Origin of the sequence: Klebsiella sp. 64, assembly GCF_018223915.1 — a bacterium.
GTDB classification, from domain to species: Bacteria; Pseudomonadota; Gammaproteobacteria; order Enterobacterales; family Enterobacteriaceae; genus Klebsiella; species Klebsiella pneumoniae.
Map to the genome: position 1 here is coordinate 156,979 of NZ_JAGRQZ010000001.1, position 19,511 is coordinate 176,489.

Consider the following 19,511-nt stretch of genomic DNA (forward strand, 5'->3'; position numbering starts at 1 on the left):
GGGAAATAGCGCATACTCAGGCTTTAAAACTTGCCTGAAAGGATCTTATGCGCGACGCTCTGTTCGATCTCTGCCGCCGGTTTGCCGATGCTCATGTCGATAGCAGCGGGGTGGCAGTTACCCCGGTTCCCGGTATTACTCTGGTGCGGGCCCTGCATCCTGGTGACCTGCAGGCGGCTATCGCCAGGCCGCTGGTGGCCATGCTGCTCCAGGGGCGTAAGAGCGTGACCACCGGCCTGGCCAGCTTTGACTATGGTCCGGGCGAGGCGATGGTGATCGCCGCGGATGTTCCCACTACCAGCCAGATCACCGAGGCCAGTCAGCGTTTTCCCTATTACGCGCTGGTGCTGGAGCTGGACCTGGCTATCCTGCGCGAGCTGCAGGAGGCCGGGCCGTCAGGGCCGGATGAGGCGCCCCGCGTTGGTATCGAACCGATGAACGCCGATGTGACGGATGCCGCTTACCGGCTGGCAAGGCTGTTTGATCAACCGGGGGCGCTGGCGGTGCTGGGGGAAGGTCTGCGGCGGGAGCTGCATTACTGGCTGTTGCAGAGTGTCCATGGGCCGGCCATCCGGGCGCTGGGCGCCGTAGACAGCCATTCGGCGCGGATCCGCCGGGCGGTGGCGATGCTGCGCCGGGATTTTATGCAGCCAGTCAGCGTCGACGCGCTGGCCGACGCCGCCGGGATGAGCGTCTCTGTCTTTCACCGTCATTTCCGCGCCATGACCACGCTGTCGCCGCTGCAGTTTCAGAAGCAGTTACGCCTGATCCACGCCCGCCGCCTGATGCTGGCGGAAGGGATGAGTATTGCGCAGGCTGCCGGGGAGGTGGGCTATATCAGCGTGTCGCAGTTCACCCGGGAATACGCTCGCCTGTATGGCGCGCCGCCGGGCCGCGATCGTCGACGGGAAAAAATGAGCGCCTGACCTAGCGCGCGGGCTGCCGGCAGCTCATCCCTGAGCCTGACGCCGGTGCTTTAGTCCGCGATTTTCGCCGTGATATGCACTTTGTTGCCCATTCGCGCTTCAGTGATGCGATAGGTAGTCACGCCCTCGCGGGCGGCCTGCTGGAGGATTTTGCTCTCCGCATGGTCCAGGGTATCGCCGGTGGCGGTGATGGTTCTGGCATTTGCCGCCAGGGGCAGCAGGCAACTCAATACGATCAGTGGAATTAACTTGTTCATCGTCATTCTGTCCTGTGAGAGAAAATCAGCGCGCGGTCTGCAGCCAGCCGGCAATGTCCTGGGTCGGCAGCTGGTGGCGGGCATTCCAGGTGTCGCCCATCGGCCACCACACGCCATCCCCCCGGGCGAAGGCGGCGCGATAGCGCAGCATGGCGTCATCCGGGTCTGTCCGCAGCTGCTCCAGCAGGGCGGGCAGGGTGTGGACGGCTTTGCTGAACGTCTGCTGCGTTACGCGCTCCACGGTATCCGCCAACTGCCGGTAAGAGGTCGTTTCGCCGGCAACAAACACCACCTCGTTGACGATCCGCGGCTGATGCAGATAAATCGCCGTGGTCAGGCGGCCAATATCCGCCGGTGAGGTGACGGTCACCTGGGTATCCCAGCTGCCAAGGGCGTGAAGGGTTCGGTTGGATAAATTCACTACATCGAAGTCTGGTTCGAAGAGAAAGCTGGTAAACATCCCGGTGGAGACAATGACCCACTCCGTGGCCCGCTGCGCGCGCAGCAGGGTCCGGACATCGTACTGCTCGTCCCAGACCGGCTGACCGCTGCCTTTGCCTACCACATCGTAATTGACGCCAAACTGCCAGGGAAAATAGCGGGGTACCCCGGCCGCCAGCACCGCGCGGGTAATTTTCAGCTGTGTCCCCGGACCGGCGACAAACCCCATGCAGTTAATCACGGTGGTGAATCCGCGAAACTGATCGGCCAGCGTCTCCATGGCGCTACCGGCGATGTCGACGGCGAGGAAGGTGGCTCCGGCGTCGGCCAGCGCCTGATGGTTTGCCGACCGCAGCTGGCCGGCTTCATCCCAGGCCGCCGGCGAGACGATGACCGAGACCGTGCCCTGGCGCTCGATTACCGCAGGCACCAGCGCATCGAGAACGGCGGCGCCCAGTTGTCCCGCTCCCAGCACCAATACCTTTTCCGCATGATTAAAATTATCAGTTTTCATTTTAACTCCTTGCTCAGTTAAGCCTTGTGTTGACGGGCTACAGGCTCAGTGTAGGGGGACGGTCGACATTCGATAAGTACAGCGTTTCGGGTTAGACTGTTCGTAATATTGGGATAATGAGCGCCGGGGGGGGTAACGAAATGGACAAACTGGATGCCATGCAGGTCTATGTTGCGGTCGTGGATGCCCACAGCTTCGCCCGCGCGGCGGAGGTGCTCGGGCAGCCGCGCTCCACGGTATCGCGGGTGGTGAAGGAGCTGGAAGCCTGGCTCGGGGCGCAGCTTCTCCAGCGCACCACCCGCAAGCTCAGCGTGACGGCGGAGGGTCGCCGGTATTATGAGGAGTGTAAAAGGCTGCTGGCCGAGATGGCGGCGATGGAAGCCTCCTTTCCCGGGCGCTCGGCTCAGCCCGCCGGGCGGTTCAAGGTAGGGATGCCGCAATCCCTTGCCCGCCACTGCATTCTGCCGAGGATCGGCGAGTTTTTGCAGCAGTATCCCGATCTGGAGCTGATCCTCTGCTCAAGCGACAACGTGGAAGATATTATTCAGGAGGGATTCGACTGCGTGATCCGTACCGGGCGGATCGAAGATTCCACCACCCTGGTGGCGCGTCCTCTGGCCCGCTATCGCTGGATGGTCCTCGCCTCGCCGGCCTGGCTCGCGGCCCACGGCCGGCCGCAGAGCATCGACGAACTGCACCAGCATCGGGCGGTGGGCTACCTGAATCACCGTACCGGGCGGACCATCGACTGGCTTTTCTCCCTCGATGAAGGCGACTGCGCGATCCGCATGCGGGAGACGCTGGTGGTCGACGATACCGATGCCTACATTCAGGCTGGCATTCAGGGGCTGGGCCTGATCCGCGTCGCCAGCTATCTGGCGCAACCTTATCTGCAGAGCGGGGCGCTGGTCGCCTGTCTGGAGCAGGCCGCTTCTGATCTTCCCTTGTCGCTGGTCTATCCGCAAAACCGCTATCTGCCGCCGGCGGTGCGCGCGTTTTATGACTGGAGCAGGCGCGTGCTGCAACCCCCGCACAGCGAGGCCTGATGCCGGGGCATCGGCCCGGTTATTGGCCGCGCATGGCCTGTTTTAACTTCGTCACCAGCCAGTTCAGCGCCGGATCCTGCGCCCGCCGTTTGTGCCGCAAAATGCACAGCGTAAATTCCGGATACGCTACCGGCGGAGCGTCCGCGCGCAGCGCATACTGCGCCTGCCAGCGCTGCGCCAGCCCCTGCGGGACGGTGGCGAACAGCGGCAGGGTGGTCAGCAGCAGCGGAAAGGTGGAGAAATTCTGCGTGGCAAAGCGCACGCGCCGCGCGAGCCCCTGGCTGGCGAGCTGGCGGTCAATTTCACCGTGGCCGGTTTCGCGATAGGCCACCATCACATGTTCCCAGGCGACAAAGTCGCTCACCGACAGCGGACCGCGGCAGGGGATCTGCTGCGGCGACCACAGGGTGGTGACTCCCATGGACATCACCGGCTCGCTGACGATCTCCCCACGGCTCTGTTTGTTGACAGACACCGCGACATCAATGCGCTCCTCCTCCAGCAACTGGCGAACCTGGAAGGGGTCGGCGGCTATCGACTGCAGTGAGACTCCGGGCGCCTCCTGCATCAGCCCGGGTAACAGCGGGGGCATCAGCCAGTGCTCGCTCCAGTCGCTGAGGCCGATGCGAAAAAGCTGCTGCGCGCGCGCCGGGACGAACTCTCCTGCGCCAAACATCGCCGAATGCAGGTTTTCCATCAGCGGCTGCAGGTCGGTCATCAGCGCTTGCGCCCGCGGCGTCGGCAGCATGCCTCTGGCGCTGCGGACGAACAGCGGGTCGTCAAACATCTCGCGCAGCCGTTTCAGCGCCCCGCTGATAGCCGGCTGGCCAAGATGCAGCACCTCTGCGGTACGGGTGACGCTCCCTTCGCGGTACAGCACCATCAAGACTGTCAACAGATTCAGATCGATACGACTAAAATCATTTTCAATGATTTTGTTCATTATGATAATCAATTTGAATGTGGGTTATCCCGGCAGCATAGTGAATATCACCCCGATAAATCAACCAGCGCAATGCGCGCGGAGGGAGTGATGCAAACTTACCAGACAGGCGATAGCCTGATTTTCAAAGTGCCGGAGCGCGAGATTTCCCTGCTGCCGGCAGCGCTCTATCCAGAGGCGTTCCCGGTAGCGGAGGCGGAGGCCGTTATTCAGCCGATTGCGCTGTCAATCCACAGCTGGGTGGTGCAGACCCCCTACGATCTGATTGTTATCGATACCGCCACCGGCAATGGTCGGGAGCGCGGCGGCAATCCGCTCTATCATCAACTTAGCACGCCGTATCTGGAGAATCTCCGCGCCGCGGGAGTGAACCCGGAGGACGTGACCCTGGTGCTACTGACTCACCTGCATACCGACCATGTCGGATGGAATACCGTCTGGCAGGACGATCGCTGGGTGCCGCTGTTTCCCAACGCCCGCTATCTGTGCTCGGCAAAAGAGCTGTCGCGGGTGAAAAACAGCGAACGCTACCGGGCGCTGTGGCTTGACAGCCTGCTGCCGGTGATTGAGGCCGGCCAGCTGGAGACCGTCGATGTGGCGACCCGGCCGCGGGTCGGCGGACGGATCGACTTTATTCCCACCCCCGGCCACAGTCCGGACCATGCCGCGCTGGTCCTCGCCGCCGGAGATGACTACGCCTGTTTCTCCGGCGATCTTCTGCATTCCCCGATCCAGTTTGCCCATCCGCAGTGGAATTCAGCGTTCTGCGGCGATCCCCGGCAGGCGGAAGTCTCGCGACGGGAGATGATGGCGTGGGGGGCAAGCCATCATGCTCAATGGTTCACCGGGCATTTTGCCGGGCCTTCCTGCGGCTGGCTGGAGAAGGATAAGCAAGGTGACTATCGCTGGCGAGAGGCCGGGAAACAGGCTGCAGATAAGGGAGAAGAGTGATGAATAATGCGCAAAGCGTGTTGGTTTTTGGCGCCACCGGTCAGCAGGGCGGCTCGGTGGCGCGGGCGCTGCTGCACCGCGGCTGGCGGGTTCGGGCGCTGGTCAGGGATCCTTTCTCCGCCGGGGCCGCTGCGCTGGCGGCGCGGGGAGCCGAGCTGGTCGTGGGAACCTTTGAAGACCGGGCGGCAATGCGGTCGGCGATGGCCGGGGTCGACGGCGTCTTCAGCGTCCAGCCCAGTTCGCCGGGAGGGACGGTGACCGATGAGCAGGAGGTACGCTACGGGATAACCATCGCCGATCTCGCCGTCGAGTGCGCGGTGAAGCATCTGGTGTACAGCTCCGGCAGCGCGACGGGAGAGACGCCGACCGGCGTAGCGCATTATGACACCAAAGCGGAAATTGAACGGCATATTCGCCGCCTGCCGCTGGCGGCGACCATCGTGCGGCCCGCCACCTTTATGGAGCTGCTGGTGATGCCTGGTTTTGGCCTTGATGAAGGTCGTTTTCAATTTTTTATGCTGCCGGAGGGGAGAATGCAGGTGCTGGCGGTGGAGGATATCGGCCATCTTGTCGCGGCGGTTTTTGCCGCGCCGGCGCGGTTTGCCGGCAAGACGTTCGAGATCGCCAGCGACAGCGTGACCGGTCGTCAGCTGGAGGGGTTATTCTCCACGGCGGCGGGACGGCCGATCCCCTATTCGCGATTTTCCGACGAGGTGCTGGCCACCAGTCCTTTTCTGCACAAGCTGACCGGGCTGGTGGACGACGGGCGGCTGGCGGGGCACGCCGACCTCGACGCCATGCGCCAGCTGCACCCGCAGCTGCACACCTTCGCCGGCTGGCTGGCCGGCCCCGGCCGTCCCGCCTTCGAGCGGGCGCTGACCAGCGCGGCCAGCTGGGCGTTTGATCGTTAAAGGCGGGCGTTTCGTTAGCGCCAGGCGCGCTGTCTCGTCGGTGACCGGCCGCCGCTAGCCGGCAGTCAGGATCGCGTCGGCCAGCACCGCTAAAATCCGCTCTGCGCGCGGGGCATGGGACGGTTGCTCCCGCAGCCAGGCAAGCGCGGCGATCAGATCGAACAGCTCCTCTCCGCTGAGATCTGGCCGTGCCAGCCCGGCCTGCTGCGCGCGGGTCAGCAGCGACGTACCGGCGGCGCGCAGGGCAACGCAGGCGCTGTGCAGGGCGGACTCAGGATCGTCGATGGCGCTCATCAGCGGGGCGATGATCCCGCGATGCTGATGGGTAAACGCCACGCTCTCGGCCAGCCACTCCAGCAGCGCCGCGGCAGGATCGGCGGCGAGCAGAAGCGACTCAGCCCGGGCGGTTAGCGCCGCAAAGCGGCTGCGGAGCAGGGCTTCCAGCAGGCTGTCGCGGTTGGGAAAGTGGCGGTAGAGGGTTCCCATTCCGACGCCCGCCCGGCGGGCGATATCGCGCAGCGAGGCCTCAGCGCCTTGCTCCACAAAGACGTCCCGGGCCACCTCGATCAACAGGTCATAATTTTTTCTGGCATCAGCTCTCATTGGCGTTCCTTGACAATCGGAGCACTGCTCCATATATTCGGAGCGGTGCTCCGTTAAATATAACGCATTTCCATATGAGGAGAAAGCGATGTCGACGCAGATGATGAAGGCCGTTCAACAGCACGCCTTTGGCGGGCCGGAAGTCCTGAGCTATGAGGATGCGCCCATGCCGGTCCTGCAGGCCGGTGAAGTACTGGTACAGGTGCACGCGGTGGGCGTGAACCCGCCGGACAGCTATCTGCGCGATGGCTATCAACAGCTGCCCCCGGAGTGGCGGCCCGAGGTCCGCTTTCCCTTGATCCTCGGGACCGATCTCTCCGGGGTGGTGGTGGCGCGGGCGGATGACGTCCGGGAGGTGGCGGTCGGCGACGAAGTGTATGCTATGGCGCGTTTTCCCGAAGGGGCGGCAGGGGGCAGCCGCGCTTACGCCGAGTACGTTAGCGTGCCGGTCAGCGACCTCGCTCGCAAACCCCTAACCCTGAGCCATCAGCAGGCCGCCGCGGTGCCGATGTCGCTCCTCACCGCCTGGCAGTTCATGATCGATCCCGGGCATGAGGTGGCGAATCCGCTGCAGCCGGGGCCGCATCGGCCGGTGCCGCTGGCGGGTAAACGCGTCCTGGTCAACGGTGCGGCAGGGGGAGTCGGTCATTTCGCCGTGCAGCTGGCAAAGTGGCAGGGCGCCGAGGTGATTGCCGCCGCCGCGGGCCGCCATGAAGCCTTTTTACGTCAGCTCGGCGCCGATAGCGTTATCGACTATACAACCACCGCAGTGGAGGAGACGGTGCGTGACCTGGACCTGGTCATTGATGCGCCGGGCGGGCCGGCCAGCGGCCGTTTTTTGCGTACCCTGCGACCCGGCGGCGCGCTGTACCCGATCTTTCCGCTCGGCTTTGCCGGGGCGGAAGAGGCGCGACAGCGCGGAGTGACGGTCTCCACCACCCAGGTACGCTCCAGCGGCGCGCAGCTCGCCCGGCTTGCCGACCTGCTGGACGCCGGGGTCATCCGGGTTGCAATTGACAGCGTTTTCCCCCTTGCGCAGGCGCAGATGGCGCATGAGCGAGCAGCGCAGGGGCATCTTGAGGGCAAAATCGTGCTGTCGGTGATGGACTCGTCAGCCGGGTAATCCCCGACGGCCAGGGTTGCGTTTTTGCTTCTCCCGGCGGCGGGCTAAAACAGCGCCAGCCGGGCAAGACGGTCCAGCGCGTTGCTCAGCGCCTCGTCCCCTGCGGTCAGGCTGATGCGAATAAATCCTTCCCCCCCTGCGCCAAAACCCGTGCCCGGCGCCACCAGAATATGCGCTTCCTGCAGCAGCAGACGGGCAAACTCCTGCGAACGGTAGCCGGGCGGCACGCCGAGCCAGAGGAAGAAAGTGCCTTGTGCGTCACGCGCCGGCCAGCGCAGCGCGGCTAGTCGACGCAGAACCCACTCCCGACGTTGATGATAGACCGCCGTTAGCTGCGCAATCCGTTCGGCCGGCAGGTTGAGCGCGGCGATCGCCGCATCCTGAATCGCGCCAAACACCGTGCTGTAGCTATGGGTGTGCAGCTTTTTAAACGCCCGGATAATCGAGGCGTTGCCGACCGCGAAGCCGAAGCGCCAGCCGGCCATATTAAAGGTCTTGGAAAAAGTATAGGTTTCCACTCCCCATGCTTTCGCGTCGGGCTGGGAGAAGAGGCTCAGCGGCGCATCGCTGGCCGCGCTGCCGATGGCCGCATAGGCAAAATCATGGAGGATCGGCACCTGGTGACGACGAGCAAACTGCAGCGCGCTGGCGAACAGCGCCGGCGTGGCGAGGGCGCCGGTTGGATTATGCGGATAGTTAAGCACCACCAGCCCGGCCTTGTCAGCGACTTCCCGGGGAAGATCGTTAAAATCCGGCAGGAAATGGTTCTCCGCCCTGAGCGGCAGGCCATAAAACGCCGCCTGGGACTGCAGCGCCGCCGAGCGGTAAATCGGATAGCAGGGATCGGTGGAGATGAGGTATTGCCCGGGGCTGAGTAGCGCCCGCGGGATGCCGCCTATACCGATATGCGACCCCTGAAACACGGCGACTTCGCTGTGCGGATCGAGTTCCACATCATACTGCCGGCGATAGAACCGGGCGATCGCCTCGCGGACCTGTGGTTTGCCCCAGAACGACGGGTAGCCATGGTTTTCACGACGATGAATAGCGCTCTGCAGCGAGTCGATCACTTCCGGCGGGGTGGGTTGATCCGGACTGCCGCTGGAAAGATCGATCAGCGGTAGCGCTTCGGTGTTGACCTCCGCGGCCAGTTTTTCCAGCAGGCTGAACAGATTCTCTTCCAGGGCGTCCACCAGCGGCGAAGCAGTAAAATCAGGCATAACACTCCCGGTTTAAATCACGAATAATTAACCATCTTTAAGGGATTTATAGCGGCTGGCTAAATAACAATATACGCAAAAGATTCTTGTTTTTAAGATATGTCGGTATAGCAAAAGTTAATGAGGAATTAGCAAAAGGAAATTCGGCGTTCTGGCTTACAACCCACAGTCGGCTGTGATTTAATCGTTCAATATCGCCAACCCTCCAGGAAAATACCTTATGAACAAGTCAGTTGCGCGCGGGATCGCTCTCGCCCTGTTGTCGGCCACCTCTTTTTATGCCGCCGCCGACGCTCATCTTATCCGCGTCGGCTTTAACCCCGGGCCGTATAAAGAACAATTTGAGAAAGGCGTCGCGCCCTATTTATTGAGTAAAGGGTATAAAATCGAATATAAGGATTTCAGCGACGGTATTCAGGTGAATGACGCGGTAGCCCGCGGCGATATCGAAGCGAATATTATGCAGCATCCGGTATATCTGAAAGCAATTAATGAGCGGCTGGGGATCGATAACGTGGGCATTGTGCAGGTCCCCACGCCGCCGATGGGGCTGTATGGTGGGAAACTGACCACCCTGGGGACCCCGGCGGCGGGCACCGTCGTGTCGGTACCAAACCAGCCGTCAAATGAATATCGCGCGGTACTGGTGCTGGAGAGCCTTGGCTGGGTGAAAATTAAACCAGACAGCGATCCGGCCACTTTTTCGCAGCGTAACATCGTAGATAATCCTTACAAAATTGTCCTAAAAGAGATGGATAATGCCCAGCAGGTTCGCGCTCTGCCGGACGTCGACTATGGCCTGATTCAGGGCAATTTTGCCGTCTCCAGCGGTATGTCCCTGACCTCGGCCTTAAAGCTGGAAGCAGCCACCAGCCATTTTATTAATGTCGTGACCGTCGCCGGTAAAAATCAGAAGGCGCAGTTTGCCAAAGATATTATCGATGGCTACCACTCGGCCGAGTTCAAAAAATATATTCTCAGCCATCCGCAGTATGATGGTTACCTGCTGCCTGACTATTTAAAATGAATAACGCGATGATAGAATTTCGCCACGTCAGTAAAAGCTTTTCCAGGAAAGGACATCCGGTTCTGGCCTTGCAGGATATTAATCTCAGCATTGAGCGAGGCGATATTTTTGGCATTATTGGCTACAGCGGGGCAGGAAAAAGCACCTTATTACGGCTGATTAATCGTCTGGAAACACCTGGCGAGGGCGAGGTACTGTTAAACGGCGAGCCGCTACAGGACTGCAGCGGCCAGCGCCTGCAGGCCATCAAAAAAGATATCGGCATGATCTTTCAGAATTTTAATCTGCTGAATTCGAAAACCGTTTTTCATAACATCGCCATCCCGCTTATTTTACAGGGGCGCGACAAGGCCTTTATCCAGGCGCGGGTGGCGGAACTGCTGGCGTTCGTCGATCTGAGCGACAAAATCCACAGCTACCCTAATGAGCTGTCGGGCGGACAAAAGCAGCGGGTCGGTATTGCCCGGGCGCTGGCCACCAACCCGTCGGTCCTTCTGTGCGATGAAGCCACCTCGGCGCTCGACCCCCACACTACGGTGCAGATCTTACTGCTTTTGCAGGAGATTAATCGTCGGTATGGCATCACCATCGTACTGATCACCCATGAGATGTCGGTGATCCAGAAAATCTGTCACAAGGTGGCGGTGATGCAGGCGGGCCGTATCGTTGAACAGGGGGCGGTTTTTGATCTCTTTGCTCAGCCGCAGCATCCGGTCACTGCCAGTTTCGTGCAGTCGGTGGTGCACGACCGCCTGCCGCAGCGGGTGGCGTCGTTCCTGCAGCGCGATAACGGCGCCCGGGCTTTACGCCTCGAATTTGTCGGCGCGACGGCGCAGCAGCCGATTATTAACCACCTGATCCGCGAGTATGCTGTCGAGGTGAATATCCTGTTTGCCAGCATGTCTGAAGTTCAGGGCCGGATTCTGGGATTTATGATTGTGCAGCTCCTCGGCGAGCCTGACGAAACCGAACGCGCCATCACCCATCTGGTCGATGCAGGAGTGAAAATCACCCATGTTTGATCTTATTGATACCGCCATCACCGGCGATCAGTTTCTGCTGGCGCTGCATGACACCCTGATTATGGTCGCCGTCTCGCTGGGCTTTGGCGCGCTGATCGGCGTCCCGCTGGGGATTGTGCTGGTGGTTTGCCGTCCCGGCGGCATCGTGGCCAACCCGGTGGTGCATCAGGCGCTGAATCCGCTGATTAACGTGCTGCGCTCGCTGCCGTTTATCATTTTGCTGATTGTGATCCTGCCCTTTACCAGACTGCTGGTGGGCACCACTATCGGCACCGCGGGAGCCATCGTGCCGCTGATCGTCTTTGTCGCCCCCTATATTGCCCGACTAGTGGAGAGCTCGTTGCTGGAGGTGGATGAGGGGATCCTCGAGGCCGCGGACGCCATGGGCGCAACCCCCCTGCAGACTGTCTGGCACTTTATGCTGCCGGAGGCGGCGGCATCGCTGATTCTGGCCCTCACCACGGCGACCATCGGTCTGCTTGGTGCGACCGCCATGGCAGGAACGGTGGGCGGCGGCGGGATCGGCGACCTGGCGATCACCTACGGCTATCAGCGTTTCGACGCCTTTGCCACTCTCACCACCGCCCTGGTGCTGATTGTTATTGTCCAGCTTATCCAGACGCTGGGGACCCGCCTGGCTCGCCGGCTGCGTCGCGATTAATCGCTCTACCGCGCCGGGGTTGACCCGGCTAGCGTGCGCAGACCGCGGCGAAGGCGCTGGCTACCCGCGCAATATTGCCGTGGTTGAGCCCGGCCACGCAGACCCGACCGCTGGCGATCAGATAGATGCCATGCTCTTGACGCAGAACGTCTACCTGATCGGCGCTAAAGCCGGTGTAACTGAACATGCCGCGCTGGGTCAGCAGATAGGAAAAATCCCCCGCCGGCAGGGCTGCCTGCAGGGCCTTCACCAGCGCGACGCGCATGGCGCTGATGCGGGTGCGCATGGCCTCCACTTCTTCCTGCCACAGGGCATTCAGCTCGGGATCGTTGAGCACCTGCGACACCACCTGGGCGCCAAACCCCGGCGGGCTGGAGTAGTTGCGGCGCACGGTGGCTTTCAACTGGCCCAGCACGCGCCCGGCGGCATCGGCGTTGTCACAGACCACCGACAGGCCGCCGACGCGCTCGCCGTACAGCGAAAAAATCTTCGAGAACGAGTTGCTGACCAGCGCCGTCAGCCCGGCGCTGGCGATGGCGCGAATGGCATAGGCATCTTCATCCAGCCCGCGGCCAAAGCCCTGGTAGGCAATATCGAGGAACGGGATCAGCTCCCGGGCGATCACCACCTCAATCACCCGATCCCACTGCTCGGGGGTGAGATCGGCCCCCGTCGGATTATGGCAGCAAGGATGGAGCAGCACGATGCTGCGCGGCGGGAGCTGCTGGAGGGCGGCAAGCATGGCGGGGAAATTGACCCCGCGGGTGGCCCTGTCGAACCAGGGATAGGTATGCACCTCGAAGCCCGCCCCGGCAAAGATGGCCACATGGTTCTCCCAGGTCGGATCGCTGACCCAGACCGCGGAGTCGGGGAAGTAGCGCTTGAGGAAATCTGCGCCCACCTTCAGCGCGCCGGAGCCGCCCAGCGTCTGGATGGTGGCGATGCGTCCGGCACGCAACGCCGGATGATGTTCGCCAAACAGCAGGGTCTGGACGGCGCGGCGATAGGGCGCCAGTCCCTCCATCGGCAGATAGAGGCTGGCCTTTTGCAACTGGCTCTGCAGCCGGTCAGCGGCCTGACGGACCGCCTCCAGCTGAGGAATGATGGCCTGCTCGTTATAGTACAGCCCGATGCTGAGGTTAACTTTGTCTGCCCGGGGATCCTGTTGAAAGGCTTCCATCAGCGACAGGATAGGATCGCCCGCGTAGGCGTCAACGTTCTGGAACACAGTGGTTACTCCTGAAATGACCGTTAAAGGTGAAGCCATTACACCGCATAGCGTCCGGGGCGGTGGTTCATGGCGATAATCGAATTCAAAATCACGGCGCCGAGGACAGAGACCAGCAGCATCGGCAGGCTAACCACCCACAGCGAGGCGGTGACGATGCAGGCGTCCACTACCATCTGGAATTTACCGGCGCGGATGCCGCTTTTATCCTGCAGATAGAGGGCCAGAATATTGACGCCGCCGAGACTCGCTTTATGGCGGAACAGCACCACAAAGCCGATGCCGACCATGATGTTGCCGAAGAGGGTGGCGTAATAGGGGTTCAGGCGATCGACATGGATAAAGTAGCCGTGCAGGTCGGAGAACAGCGACACCAGTCCGACCGCGCAGAAGGTTTTCAGCGTGAAGGCGGCGCCCATCCGCCGGACGGAGAGCCAGTAGAAGGGCAGATTAATGGCGAAGAAAACCACGCCGAACGGCAAGTGGGTGGCGTAGTGGATCAGAAAGGCCATGCCCGCCGTCCCGCCGGTCAGGGCGCCAGCCTGGCGAAAGAGGATAATGCCAAAGGAGATCATCAGCGTGCCGAACAGCAGCGCCAGGGCATCCTCCAGCCAGGTGTGGGTCAGTTTTTCAGGGGAAAGGACGTTATCCATAAATAAGCACTATCTTTTCGTTAACAAGGATAAGCTCTTGTTTGCAAAAATCGCACCAGAGGAGCGTGCCCTGGCGAGCGTTTGCGGAAAAAATAGCCGTGGTTTAGCCTAACCTGTTGTTCTGACAGGAAGAGGAAATTGCACGGGTCGTGCGTTTTATGGTTTCCGAATACGTGAATTGTGCGAATTTGCCGCTTGTCGCGCATTGTCTGGCCCCGCGTCTGCACCAGCGCAGGGCACTGTGCCCCGGTTCAGCGCAGCGGGGTCGTGCCCGGCATCAGCTGGCCGTTCTCTTTAAGGCGGTTGAGCACGACGGCGGTTTTCAGATGGGCCACCCCTTTGTTTTGCGCCAGAATATGGCTGATCAAATGGCTCAGACCGGGCAGGTCCGGGACCGTTACCCGCAGCAGATAATCGGCGTCGCCGGTGGTTTTCCAGGCGTCCAGAATGGCGTCCACTTCACTGAGCATCTGATGAAAACTCTCCACGCATTGCGGGGTGTGATTCAGCAGACGCACCTCAATCAGGCCAAGCATCTCCTGCCCGGCTGCATCCGGCGCCAGACGCGCATGGTAGCCGAGGATAAGCTGTGCCTGTTCAAGGGCGATACGGCGGCGCGAACACTGGGAAGCGGACAGGCCGATAAGCTCGCTCAGCTCCTGATTGGTTAAACGGCCATTGGCCTGCAGCAGGGTAAGTATTTTCAGATCATAGTCGTCGATGTTGTACATAGTGGCCACTAGCGGAACGTAAAAGTGGCTACCAGCCTAACAGTTTTTTGCCTGGCGTGAAGCCTGAGCGGACGGCGGCAAACCGGATGCACCAAAACGGGTCAGGTTCATGCATTAATCCGCTCTTTTTCTCATGATCTGTGCGTTATCTGGCCAGTTTTCGCGTGTGATGCGCCAGGTCGGCGCCGACATGACCAGCTACCGGAACTGATTTGAAAAGAATATTTGAATATATTTCAATTAATTAATTTTTGTCTGACGCTGCAAGACGCTCCGCTGGCCTGAAAGTTGCTACCGGCGAACGTGACTTTTTACAGACAGGGGCAGGTCAGAGATGACAACGCAGCAAGAGCATCAGTTAAAACGCGGGTTAAAAAACCGCCACATCCAGTTGATCGCCCTCGGGGGGGCGGTCGGCACCGGACTGTTTTTAGGTATCGCGCAAACGATCCGTATGGCAGGCCCGTCGGTCCTGCTGGGGTACGCCATCGCCGGGGTTATCGCTTTCTTTATCATGCGTCAGCTTGGCGAAATGGTGGTAGAGGAGCCGGTGGCGGGGTCGTTCAGCCATTTCGCCAACCGCTACTGGGGGCCCTTCGCCGGGTTTATGTCCGGCTGGAATTACTGGGTGTTGTACGTGCTGGTAAGCATGGCGGAGCTGACGGCGGTGGGGATCTATATTCAGTACTGGTGGCCGGAGGTACCCACCTGGCTGTCGGCGGCGATCTTCTTCGTGGCGATCAACGCCATCAACCTGACGCACGTCAAAGTGTATGGCGAGCTGGAGTTCTGGTTCTCGATTGTCAAAGTGGCCGCCATCATCAGCATGATCGCCTTTGGCTGCTATCTGTTATTTAGCGGTCACGGCGGCCCGGCGGCGACGGTGGCCAACCTGTGGCAGGACGGGGGATTTTTCCCTAACGGCATCACGGGCTTGGTGATGGCCATGGCGGTGATCATGTTCTCCTTCGGCGGGCTTGAGCTGGTGGGGATCACCGCGGCGGAAGCCGACGAACCGCATAAAACCATTCCCAAAGCCACCAACCAGGTGATCTACCGTATTCTGCTGTTTTACGTGGGGTCGCTGGCGGTCCTGCTGTCACTCTACCCGTGGCGGAACGTCGTGGAAGGGGGAAGCCCCTTTGTGCTGATCTTTCACGCCATTGACAGCAATATTGTGGCCAACGCCCTCAATCTGGTGGTGCTCACCGCCGCGCTGTCGGTCTACAACAGCTGCGTCTACTGTAACAGCCGGATGCTGTTCGGCCTGGCTCAGCAGGGCAACGCCCCGCGTGCGCTGCTGCGGGTGAACCACCGCGGGATCCCATTGACCGCCCTGGCGGTATCCGCCGTCGCCACGGCGCTTTGCGTGGTGATTAACTATGTGATGCCCGGGAAAGCCTTTGCCCTGCTGATGGCCCTGGTGGTGGCCGCCCTGGTCATCAACTGGGCGATGATCTGCATCACTCATCTTAAGTTCCGCCGCGCCATGCAGCGGGCGGGGAAGGTAACGGCTTTCCAGAGTTTCGCCTATCCCCTGACAAACTGGCTGTGTCTGCTGTTTCTCGCCGCGATCCTCGGGGTGATGTATCTGACCCCGGACATCCGCATCTCCGTCTGCCTGATCCCGGTATGGCTGCTGATCCTTGCTGCAGGCTATCTGCTGCGCAGGAAAAGCGCGCCGGCGCCGGTGGCGGCGCTTGAGGAGCGTTAATCTGCGACGCCCTACCTGGCGGCAGGGCGATATTATTGCGCTGAAAATATATAGCGCCAATATATAGGATGGTTTATATAATTACGATAAATGATAACTAACAATATCACGCTGAATATAAATTAGAATGTGAGGAGACCGCGCGCTTTTTATTGATCTTGCGTACCGCTTTGCTACTATCCAGCCGGCATTGAGACTGTATTTAATAATGCCTGGAAATGGAATAGTAAAAACCATAATGGAGTAGGGTATGAAGCATGTGCACAAGCTGGCCTGGATAGGCCTGTTCGTCAATATTATTATCTGTTTTGTCGCGCGAAATTTATTACTTGATGAAGGACAGCTGAACTTCCATAGTCGGGCGGACGGCGTATGGTCCTGGCTGGTGCTGGCCCTGTTTATCGCCGTGGTGGTTCAGACGCTCAGCATTATGCTGTCTGGCCGCTATCCTTATCTGGCCATTGTGCTGGCGTTTGTTGGCGGTATCGTGATGGTGCCCGCCAGCGTGATCTTTCTGATGGGTAGTCTGTTCAGCTTGCAAACGCGGATTAACGCCGGATTTACGCCCTGGCGATCAACCACGGCAGTGGGCGAGGCTGATAACCAGCAGCTATTAACCTTTTATGACTCAGGCTTTTATCCCCAAGGGGCGCTGGCGCTCATCGCCGGGATCATTATTTTAATGATTGGCATGGGGATAGGCGGAGTATTTATTGCCGCCGGTATTGTTGCGCTGTGCAATGGCTATCGTCTGCAAAATCGGGTGGTGATTGGCGTGAGCGGCGAGTCGATGATATTTACGCCGGGGCTCTATGCCGATACCTACGTTATTCCCTTGCGGGATGTTGCCGTAGTTGAACGCAGCAATAATGATGCGAAAGTCCGGCTGCTGATCCGTTCCAGCGGCAGAAGCTTCACGTTGCGTAAAAAACTGCTCGCCGGCGATAAGGTTAATGACGCCTTCGCCGCCATTCTGGCAAAACTGACTACCGTTTAATGCTGGCAGAATAGAGAAGCCGCCAGGCGGCGCGAGGCGTCCTGGCGGTGAAAGGTGGGGTTAGCCTGCGCGGCTACCGCACCAGCTTGTCTCTTACGAACAGCACTGCCTGTTAATCCACGTTAGTAAAATAATCGCGCGCGGCGGTCTCGACGCGTTTCGCATCCAGCCCGGTCTTCTCAGTGATCTGTTCGATAAACGATTTAAATTTTTCGCTCATCACGTTACCCCCTTCCCAGTGGGCGACGTAAAATTTGCACTGATAGCGATAAAAATGGAGAGTGGTATCTCCTAACGTGTAATACATGCGCTTCTCCTGTCCGGTAGTAAGGTTGCCGCGTCCACAGCGTCAGCAACCTCTTTCTCATTACGATCGATCTGCATTCTATCCTCCTCCCAATTGGCTGAAATTTCCAGCGGTGCTTTGCACCATGGAGCAGGATAAAGCAATGTTAATCTGCGGATAGATAGTGATTTTTTCTAAGGTGGCGCAAAAGTAGCGGTTACCTGCGGGCCGCGCAGGTAACCGGAGAACAGGGCGGATTAGCGCAGCGTGTTGCGCTCGTCGTCGGACAGGTCCAGGGTCTGCACCATACCACTTTCAGCAGAGCGCACCGCCGCTTCCAGAACGGCCATCACCGCCAGCGCTTCCACCGGCGGCACCGGATTGGCGATCTGGCCCTTCAGCGCATCGCGGATCAGCATATAGTACTGGCGCTGATCGCCCTGCGGGGTAGCCTGCGCGTGGGCCTGCAGCGAGGCATCATAGATAACCAGCGGGTCGTCATCCTGGCCCCAGTCGGCGCTGCCCGGTACCACGCCCGCCAGCAGCTGGCTCTCCTGTTGGTCGGCCCGCGCTTTGATAACGCTACCTTTATCGCCGTGCACGGTGAAGCGCGACGAGCCGCCCGCGACCAGCATGCTGCAGTGCAGGATCACTTTATGCGCCGGGTAGTTTAATACCACATGCGCCCAGTCGTTGATCTCCGCCCCGTCGCGCAGGGTGGCTATGTTACCTTGCACCGACTGCGGCAAACCAAATAGCTGCAGCGCCTGGTCGATCAGGTGCGGCCCCAGGTCGAACCACAAGCCGCTGCCCGGGACGTTCTGCTCGCGCCAGCGGACGCGGACTTCCGGGCGGAAGCGGTCGAAATGCGACTCGAAATGTTTCACCGCGCCGAGGGTGCCTTGCTCAATCACCTGACGGATCCCGAGATAGTCGCTGTCCCAGCGGCGGTTATGGAAGACGGAGAGCAGACGCTGTTTCTCCTCCGCCAGGGCGATCAGCTCCCGGGCCTCCTGCATATCGAGGGTAAAGGGCTTATCCACCACCACATGTTTGCCGGCGTTCAGCGCCAGACGTGCCAGCGGGGCGTGCGTGGCGTTAGGAGAGGCGATGACCACCAGGTCAACGTCCGGATGCTGGACCGCAGCTTCCGGGGAGGCGATCACCGTGACGTCCGGCAGGTCGCGTTTGACCTTCTCTTCATCGCGGGAAGCGACGAACGCCAGGTTCAGCCCCGGCACCGAACGGATAAGCGGCGCGTGGAAGGTCTTACCGACGAATCCGTAGCCAATCAGGGCGATATTTATCGTGTTGTTACTCATCAGGTTCTCCACGTTGTTAAGCGTCAGCAATATGTACAGAGAGGGCGGGGTCATCCCCCAGCTCAGCCCAGGGACGATCAAGAAAAAGATGGTGAATGTCGCTGAGTCCGGCCACCCGCCACGGTTCGCAGCGGTTGAGTTTGGTATGGTCCGCCACCAGCCAGTGCTCGGCGCTGGCGGCCAGCATGGCGCGTTTAACGTCGGCATCAGCTTCCTGGCTGGCGCTCAGCCCCAGCCCGGCATGGAGCGCGCAGGCGCCGAGAATGGCGATATCGGCCCGGTAGCGGGTGACCAGCGCCAGGGTGGCGCTGCCGGCGAACAGCCGTTGTTTACTATCCCACTGGCCGCCAAGCAGGATCAGCTGGATATCGGCACGGTCGCTGAACAGCTGAGCGATATCCAGAGATGCCGTGATCACGGTCAACGGCCCTTTCAGCTGGGCTGCCACCGCCAACAGCGTGCTTCCGGCGTCGAGAAACAGCGTCGAGCCAGAGGGAATGCGCGCGGCGACCTGCTGACCCAGGCGCTGCTTGGTCTGGGTGAGAAGAGCGTTTCTGCCCTGGCGCGTCATGGCCGGGACGTTAAGGGCGATGGCCCCGCCGTGGCTTTTCTGCAGCACGCCCTGTTGTTCCAGGTCGCTCAGATCGCGGCGAATGGTATCGGCCGACACCTGCAGCTCTGCAACCAGTTCGCTGATGCTCAGCTGACCGGTTTCGCTAAGCCTGTCGAGAATATGTTTTTGCCTGGCGAGCTTATGCATGGCCATTGACTCCGCAAATTAACGCAATAAACAGCATAATACAGCAAGAAGTTGCAAAATAAACGGCAAAACGTCGCTCTGTATGTGTTGAATCGTGAAGAACTTGATTTCACTAAGTTTTAACGTTAAATGAGGGGAGAGCCGCGACCGGGGGCGAATGCGCTTTTCAATGAAG

The 19,511-nt window shown here is 60.3% G+C and carries 21 protein-coding genes; 10 read left to right on the forward strand and 11 right to left on the reverse strand.

Annotation, left to right across the window (positions count from 1 at the left end):
* Positions 1 to 47: 47 nt before the first annotated feature.
* Complete coding sequence (locus KHQ23_RS00780; protein WP_004151595.1) at positions 48 to 926, forward strand: AraC family transcriptional regulator; 879 nt, start codon at positions 48 to 50, stop codon at positions 924 to 926.
* Positions 927 to 976: 50 nt separating this feature from the next.
* On the opposite strand, the gene KHQ23_RS00785 is transcribed toward KHQ23_RS00780, so the two are convergent.
* Together KHQ23_RS00785 and KHQ23_RS00790 are read right to left on the reverse strand one after the other, a co-directional pair.
* Positions 977 to 1,183 carry a YdgH/BhsA/McbA-like domain containing protein gene (locus tag KHQ23_RS00785; RefSeq protein WP_032434421.1) on the reverse strand — a complete coding sequence of 69 codons (207 nt, stop codon included), beginning with the start codon at positions 1,181 to 1,183 and terminating at the stop codon, positions 977 to 979.
* A gap of 25 nt (positions 1,184 to 1,208) precedes the next feature.
* Positions 1,209 to 2,138 carry an aromatic alcohol reductase gene (locus tag KHQ23_RS00790; protein WP_025368193.1) on the reverse strand — a complete coding sequence of 310 codons (930 nt, stop codon included), beginning with the start codon at positions 2,136 to 2,138 and terminating at the stop codon, positions 1,209 to 1,211.
* A 140-nt stretch (positions 2,139 to 2,278) separates the two neighbouring features.
* Between KHQ23_RS00790 and KHQ23_RS00795 the strand changes: the two genes are divergently transcribed.
* Positions 2,279 to 3,184, forward strand: coding sequence for a LysR family transcriptional regulator (locus tag KHQ23_RS00795; RefSeq protein WP_004190483.1), 906 nt, complete (start codon positions 2,279 to 2,281; stop codon positions 3,182 to 3,184).
* 19 nt (positions 3,185 to 3,203) lie between these two features.
* Here the strand turns inward: KHQ23_RS00795 and KHQ23_RS00805 are convergent, their stop codons facing one another.
* Complete coding sequence (locus KHQ23_RS00805; protein WP_004151594.1) at positions 3,204 to 4,127, reverse strand: LysR family transcriptional regulator; 924 nt, start codon at positions 4,125 to 4,127, stop codon at positions 3,204 to 3,206.
* 87 nt (positions 4,128 to 4,214) lie between these two features.
* On the opposite strand from KHQ23_RS00805, the gene KHQ23_RS00810 reads away from it, so the two are divergent.
* Positions 4,215 to 5,078 (forward strand): MBL fold metallo-hydrolase, encoded by an 864-nt coding sequence (locus KHQ23_RS00810; protein WP_020316466.1) that lies wholly within the window; start codon positions 4,215 to 4,217, stop codon positions 5,076 to 5,078.
* Complete coding sequence (locus KHQ23_RS00815; protein WP_032434423.1) at positions 5,078 to 5,989, forward strand: NmrA/HSCARG family protein; 912 nt, start codon at positions 5,078 to 5,080, stop codon at positions 5,987 to 5,989. The genes KHQ23_RS00810 and KHQ23_RS00815 overlap by 1 nt, the downstream gene beginning before the upstream one ends.
* Positions 5,990 to 6,043: 54 nt before the next feature.
* On the opposite strand, the gene KHQ23_RS00820 is transcribed toward KHQ23_RS00815, so the two are convergent.
* Positions 6,044 to 6,592 (reverse strand): TetR/AcrR family transcriptional regulator, encoded by a 549-nt coding sequence (locus KHQ23_RS00820; RefSeq protein ID WP_004179582.1) that lies wholly within the window; start codon positions 6,590 to 6,592, stop codon positions 6,044 to 6,046.
* Positions 6,593 to 6,680: 88 nt separating this feature from the next.
* On the opposite strand from KHQ23_RS00820, the gene KHQ23_RS00825 reads away from it, so the two are divergent.
* Positions 6,681 to 7,715: an NADP-dependent oxidoreductase gene (locus tag KHQ23_RS00825; RefSeq protein ID WP_020316484.1), complete on the forward strand. Its 1,035-nt coding sequence runs from the start codon at positions 6,681 to 6,683 to the stop codon at positions 7,713 to 7,715.
* 44 nt (positions 7,716 to 7,759) lie between these two features.
* On the opposite strand, the gene KHQ23_RS00830 is transcribed toward KHQ23_RS00825, so the two are convergent.
* Positions 7,760 to 8,935, reverse strand: a complete 1,176-nt coding sequence (locus KHQ23_RS00830) for an aminotransferase class I/II-fold pyridoxal phosphate-dependent enzyme (RefSeq protein ID WP_004148182.1) — start codon at positions 8,933 to 8,935, stop codon at positions 7,760 to 7,762.
* 220 nt (positions 8,936 to 9,155) lie between these two features.
* Between KHQ23_RS00830 and KHQ23_RS00835 the strand changes: the two genes are divergently transcribed.
* From KHQ23_RS00835 to KHQ23_RS00845, 3 genes are read left to right on the forward strand one after another with little or no spacing between them, the layout of a single operon-like run.
* Complete coding sequence (locus KHQ23_RS00835) at positions 9,156 to 9,962, forward strand: MetQ/NlpA family ABC transporter substrate-binding protein (RefSeq protein ID WP_002902393.1); 807 nt, start codon at positions 9,156 to 9,158, stop codon at positions 9,960 to 9,962.
* Between the two features lie 8 nt (positions 9,963 to 9,970).
* Positions 9,971 to 10,984, forward strand: coding sequence for a methionine ABC transporter ATP-binding protein (locus KHQ23_RS00840; RefSeq protein WP_004213990.1), 1,014 nt, complete (start codon positions 9,971 to 9,973; stop codon positions 10,982 to 10,984).
* Positions 10,977 to 11,645, forward strand: coding sequence for a methionine ABC transporter permease (locus KHQ23_RS00845; protein WP_002902397.1), 669 nt, complete (start codon positions 10,977 to 10,979; stop codon positions 11,643 to 11,645). The genes KHQ23_RS00840 and KHQ23_RS00845 overlap by 8 nt, the downstream gene beginning before the upstream one ends.
* A 28-nt stretch (positions 11,646 to 11,673) precedes the next feature.
* Here KHQ23_RS00845 and KHQ23_RS00850 read toward each other — a convergent pair whose 3' ends face one another.
* The 3 genes from KHQ23_RS00850 to KHQ23_RS00860 form a co-directional block, all read right to left on the reverse strand.
* The gene (locus KHQ23_RS00850; protein WP_032412073.1) at positions 11,674 to 12,873 is read right to left on the reverse strand and encodes an amino acid aminotransferase; all 1,200 of its coding nucleotides are present in this window, start codon (positions 12,871 to 12,873) and stop codon (positions 11,674 to 11,676) included.
* Positions 12,874 to 12,911: 38 nt separating this feature from the next.
* On the reverse strand, positions 12,912 to 13,526 hold the full coding sequence (locus tag KHQ23_RS00855; RefSeq protein WP_004176405.1) for a YitT family protein: 615 nt from the start codon (positions 13,524 to 13,526) through the stop codon (positions 12,912 to 12,914).
* Between the two features lie 251 nt (positions 13,527 to 13,777).
* Positions 13,778 to 14,257 (reverse strand): Lrp/AsnC family transcriptional regulator, encoded by a 480-nt coding sequence (locus KHQ23_RS00860; protein WP_002902405.1) that lies wholly within the window; start codon positions 14,255 to 14,257, stop codon positions 13,778 to 13,780.
* Positions 14,258 to 14,591: 334 nt separating this feature from the next.
* Here KHQ23_RS00860 and KHQ23_RS00865 point away from each other — a divergent pair, with 334 nt between their 5' ends.
* Both KHQ23_RS00865 and KHQ23_RS00870 read left to right on the forward strand, forming a co-directional pair.
* Positions 14,592 to 15,971: an amino acid permease gene (locus KHQ23_RS00865; protein ID WP_002902408.1), complete on the forward strand. Its 1,380-nt coding sequence runs from the start codon at positions 14,592 to 14,594 to the stop codon at positions 15,969 to 15,971.
* Between the two features lie 250 nt (positions 15,972 to 16,221).
* On the forward strand, positions 16,222 to 16,968 hold the full coding sequence (locus tag KHQ23_RS00870) for a hypothetical protein (protein ID WP_211776833.1): 747 nt from the start codon (positions 16,222 to 16,224) through the stop codon (positions 16,966 to 16,968).
* Positions 16,969 to 17,080: 112 nt separating this feature from the next.
* On the opposite strand, the gene KHQ23_RS00875 is transcribed toward KHQ23_RS00870, so the two are convergent.
* The 3 genes from KHQ23_RS00875 to KHQ23_RS00885 form a co-directional block, all read right to left on the reverse strand.
* Positions 17,081 to 17,275 (reverse strand): hypothetical protein, encoded by a 195-nt coding sequence (locus KHQ23_RS00875; RefSeq protein WP_004176404.1) that lies wholly within the window; start codon positions 17,273 to 17,275, stop codon positions 17,081 to 17,083.
* 236 nt (positions 17,276 to 17,511) lie between these two features.
* Positions 17,512 to 18,630: an oxidoreductase gene (locus KHQ23_RS00880; protein ID WP_020803981.1), complete on the reverse strand. Its 1,119-nt coding sequence runs from the start codon at positions 18,628 to 18,630 to the stop codon at positions 17,512 to 17,514.
* Positions 18,593 to 19,336, reverse strand: coding sequence for a DeoR/GlpR family DNA-binding transcription regulator (locus tag KHQ23_RS00885; protein WP_004213984.1), 744 nt, complete (start codon positions 19,334 to 19,336; stop codon positions 18,593 to 18,595). Before KHQ23_RS00885 ends, KHQ23_RS00880 begins: the two co-directional genes overlap by 38 nt.
* Positions 19,337 to 19,511: the final 175 nt, after the last annotated feature.